Annotated in this window: 2 protein-coding genes, 1 tRNA gene and 1 pseudogene; 2 read left to right on the plus strand and 2 right to left on the minus strand. The window is 48.7% G+C overall.

Going from position 1 to position 4,596, the window contains the following annotated elements:
- A pseudogene (locus tag AXE77_RS06815) lies at nucleotides 1–599 on the plus strand (glycosyl transferase); the annotation flags it as partial.
- A gap of 223 nt (nucleotides 600–822) precedes the next feature.
- Here the strand turns inward: AXE77_RS06815 and AXE77_RS02850 are convergent.
- The gene (locus tag AXE77_RS02850) at nucleotides 823–2,772 is read right to left on the minus strand and encodes an RICIN domain-containing protein (RefSeq protein ID WP_240612628.1); all 1,950 of its coding nucleotides are present in this window, start codon (nucleotides 2,770–2,772) and stop codon (nucleotides 823–825) included.
- Nucleotides 2,773–3,261: 489 nt separating this feature from the next.
- A tRNA-Gly gene (locus AXE77_RS02855) sits at nucleotides 3,262–3,335 on the minus strand.
- 545 nt (nucleotides 3,336–3,880) lie between these two features.
- On the opposite strand from AXE77_RS02855, the gene AXE77_RS02860 reads away from it, so the two are divergent.
- The gene (locus tag AXE77_RS02860; RefSeq protein ID WP_116712010.1) at nucleotides 3,881–4,420 is read left to right on the plus strand and encodes a holo-ACP synthase; all 540 of its coding nucleotides are present in this window, start codon (nucleotides 3,881–3,883) and stop codon (nucleotides 4,418–4,420) included.
- The last annotated feature ends 176 nt before the right edge of the window (nucleotides 4,421–4,596 follow it).

The raw sequence follows: 4,596 nt of genomic DNA on the forward strand, positions 1-4,596 counted from the left end.
TCAGCTCCACGTATTTTCAAGAAAACAAACGTCCGTTCCACAACTTCGGCAACCTACTCGTGCGCGGCGCAATCAACACGTTATTTAGCGCACACGTCACCGATATTATGACAGGATACCGCGCTTTCTCCTTCACCTTCGTAAAAACTTACCCAGTGCTTTCGCGCGGCTTTGAAGTCGAGACGGAAATGACAATTCACTCGCTTAACAACAATGTAAAGCTGTACGAAATGCCGATTCAGTATCGCGATCGTCCGGAAGGATCCGTAAGCAAACTAGACACAGTAGGTGACGGAATCCGCGTGCTTTCAACAATTTTCAGAATGATTCGCGAATACAAGCCAATGCCGTTCTTCGGCACGCTTGGAGTACTCATAACGCTGTGCGGATTGGGCGCGTGCTTGCCACCGTTTATTGAATTTTGGCGCACGCACTTGGTGACGCGCTTCCCTACGCTTATCGGCGCCGTCATGCTTATCATTGCCGGACTGCTGTTCTTTATAGCCGGCATTATCCTCGAAATTCTCGCGAAAAACGAGCGTAAACGCTTCATAGAGCAAGTAAATTTGTTCGATTTTTTGCGTAGGAACCAACGCTAAACGCAACTTTTGTAAATAACGCGCAACTTCCGTAAGCAATACGCAACTTCCGTAAGCAATACGCAACTTCCGTAAGCAACGCGCAACTTTCGTAAGTAATACGCAACTTCCGTAAGTAATACGCAACTTCCGTAAGTAACCAGCGCTTAAGAATGATGCTCACGTTTCAACAATGTAAAACGTGAGCATCACACATATCACCATACGCTATAACGTCGTAACGCTACTCAATCACCCAACGTTGCGAAGCACTATGGTTTGGAGTATAAAGCTGCAGGAGCTGACCGTTAGCTGCGTTACCGTTTGGAATATCAATCGCTCTACCTGCTACCAAGCTCACGATTGCATACGTGCCGTCAGAATACTTCCACAGCATCCAACGTTGCCCGTTACCTTTATGCGCAGCGTACTGGCGAATCTTCGTGCCGTTATCATTCTTGCTTGAAGGCACATCAATCGCCTTATGCGAATTTTTATTCACAATAACGTACAGTCCGTTGCCCACCTGCTTCAAGTTGAAATGCTGCGACTTGGCGTCGGCGTTAAACTGCGAAACCTGAACCGGGGCGAAATTACCAAGGTTGGCGCCGCTGATGTCGATAGCAACATTGTTGTTGGCAGCAGACTTTATAGTCACGTTATTTTTAGCAGCCAACTCGGCAGAGGCTGGCATAAACAGTTGCGCTTCAGTACCGTTTGGACGATACAGCGTAATGCGCGCGCCATTGGAACTATTGGCACCTGAAATATCGAGCACCCAATTGCCGAGCGCCGACTGCACGTAGTAGCCAGATCCGGAATTGCGCAACACCCACCGCTGAGCTTTAGACCCATTTGCATCATACTGCCATACCACAGCCCCGTTTTTTGGCTTGGCGTATTGCACGTCCAGCACCTTACCTGAGTGGGCGTTGCGAATCACATAGCTTCCGTCGCCTTGACGTTCAAACATAAACTGCTGAGCGGCGGAATTATTCCACTGATACAGCTGGATAGGCGTTTCGTTAGCATTGCTTGCACCAGGCATGTCAATGCTGGAAGTATTTTTAAGCATGGCGTTAATGAAATAGTAGCCATTAGGCACTTCTACGGACGGAAGCTCGCGCACGTCGACGCTATTGGCATCACCGTTTGTGCCGCCGTCGGAATCGTCACCGTTTGAAGAAGTTGAGTATGCAAAATTCATTTTGCTGCCGTCAGTCATACCAAAAGCGTTGAGATCCACACTACCGGAAATGCCGTTCACACTACCGCTGGACGTGTACTGCCAGCCGCGGATAGGTGTTGAAATCGAGAAGCCAACGTTCGAACCGTAGCTAGCAACCCAGCTGGTGCGATCGTGAATATATTTGGAGTTGAGCGGGCCATTCAAGTAGTTTGTGTACGAATACACGCCAAGCTTGTTGTAGCCGGCAGAGGAAAGCTGATTCCACCAGGAAGCCACGATATCTTGGTACACGTACGGCGAAGTTGGATGCTCATGCCCGGTCCACACCCAAGGTTCCAAATCGTAGTAAACAGGATACGATAAGTCGTCAGGATTTACACCGGCTCCCTTCAAAAGCTTCACGATATCAGCACCTTCCGCGGCGCCATCTTCAGCTTTTTCTGCATAAGAGTAAGTGTAGATGCCAAATGGAATTCCCAAACGCTTGCATTCGTTGATATTTCGCAACGCCTGCTTATCGTAGCCGTTATCCCAACCGTAACTGATACGAATAATTGCGCCGTTCACGCCGGAAGCTTTTACTGCTTCCCAGTCAATTTCGTGCTGGTGTTCCGAAACGTCGATAACACCTTCAGCGTGTTTGGCGAAAATCTTGTTGTCAGCGGTGAAGAATGCGGGAGCACCGTCTATTTCACCCCAATGCGCGCCGTACTCGTTTTCCTGAAGCGCAGTTTGACGAACAGTGCCAGAAGGAAGCGGTTGGATAATTGGCTTGCGCGCGCTTTGGTTGGCGCGAGGTTGGGCTTTGGCAGCAGCGCGAGGTTGGGCTTGAGCAGCAGCGCGAGGTGACTTTGCAGCGCGAGTTGCGCTAGTTTTTTGCGTTTCGGTACGCAACAACACATCGCGAGTCGGCACCGAAGTCTGCTGAGGCGCTGCTATGTTCATCGCAACAGCAGTGGCAACTGATACTAATCCAGCTAATACACGCACAAGAATCTGTCCCACGAGTCCTCCAAACGTATTTCTACTCGTTACTTCGCTACTACCTTAGCAACAGCACCATAATATTACGCTCTGGCCTGCTCTGCTTTCGCACACGCTAAATCGCAGCGCTTTGGTGGTTTTTTGGAACATTTGCGGGAGATAGTTCCGACATTCCCTTTACATGACTGTAAAACAAATGTCGTTTTCTAACGAGATTTCGTTTTTTCCTTTACATTCATGTAAAGGAACTATCGCTTTTTGGCGAGATTCCAACATTTTCTATACACGCTTGTAAAGTAACCGTCACTTTTTGGCGAGATTCCAACATTTTCTATACACGCTTGTAAAGAAACTGTCACTTTTGTGGAACACTCGCCGGAAATCTCTCCGCAGGTTGTGCAACTATTCTGTACACACACTTTGGAATAACCCGAAAATTAACAATATAAAATAACAGACACACTAACGAAATATTTGTGTCAAAAAGCTTTGGAAATCAACGAATTTAAGTGGAGCGGACGACGGGAATCGGACCCGCGTAATCAGTTTGGAAGACTGAGACTCTACCATTGAGCTACGTCCGCAAAATAGCAACTTGTACAAGTATACAGAAGCTTATGACATAGAGCAAGTCAGCGCGAGCGCAATCTGCGCCAGTAACAAAAAACGGTGACGTTCGCACGGATAACGTGCTCACTTACGAAACTCGCGTTGGAAGTCCCCCGGACTTCCAACTTAAGCGAGTTTCCGCTCCGAAGTGCCTTCGCGCGCTAGATCACAGCGCTCAGGCAGGTCGTCAGCGCACACCAACCACAACCCAGTCTCTAAAACACAACCACAAGGCTCTGCCCTGCCTTCGTCAATCGAGACGAAGGCAGGCCTCGCTTGCGTTGAAAGCACCCCGTGCTTTCAACCCTAAGCAAGCTCGGCGCTCCGAAGTGCCTTCGCGCGCTAAATCGCAGCGCTCAGGCAGGTCGTCGCGCAAACGCCGGAGAAATTTCCGGAAAATGTTCCACTACAGCGATTGTTCCTTTACAGCGTTGTAAAGGAAATAACGGAAGCGAACTAATGCGATAGTATTCCCAGTAGTATAGCCTAAGTTGTGAGCGCAGATTAGTAAGGAGAGCGCATGATTGCAGGATTGGGTCACGATGTGGTGAATGTTGCGCAATTCGCTGAGCAGATGCGCGAAGGCAACGGTTGGCGCGCGCTGTTTTCTGTGCGCGAACTTCGGCAGTGCAGTTTGCGTTCCGATATGAAGCACGACGATGAGGCTTTGCATATTGCGGCGCGTTGGGCAGGGAAAGAAGCCGTGATTAAGGCGTGGTGCGAGGCGCTGGCGATTGGCGATACCGCTTACCCCTATACTCTTGACAATACGCCGTGGTCTTGCATTGAGATTCTTGACGATTCGCATGGCTGCCCGCGCGTGCAACTTGCACAAAAAGTGCAAGATAAGCTTTGCGCGTCGCTTTCGTTAAAACTTGCGGAACCTAGCAACAATACGGAACTTGCGGAACTTGCAGAACTTGCAGAACTTGCGAATATCCCGAATACTTCCGGAAATATTTGCAACGCAATTCGCTGGCATATCTCGCTAACTCACGACGGGTCGTTACAGGATAATACGGCAGTCGCATCCGCTGTTGCTATGCTCGAAATCCTGTAGTTATAAACGCCGTGAAAAACTCGCGCCACATTAAGGGGATCGCGCGCCAAATTGTAAAGCAAACAGATATTGGCGCAATTAAGCTTTATGTGAATAAGTTACGAAGATTATAAGAAAATTTTTAATTTTATCGCATAATAAGTCATTATAACAATACTTTCTACTACCCCCCCCCC

Source organism: Gardnerella massiliensis, assembly GCF_003408845.1.
GTDB lineage: Bacteria > Actinomycetota > Actinomycetes > Actinomycetales > Bifidobacteriaceae > Bifidobacterium > Bifidobacterium vaginale_H.

What these genes read in the sequence shown, in the direction of transcription:
- AXE77_RS02860 (WP_116712010.1), top strand. Translation starts at nt 3,881, where the DNA reads ATGATTGCAGGATTGGGTCACGATGTGGTGAATGTTGCGCAATTCGCT.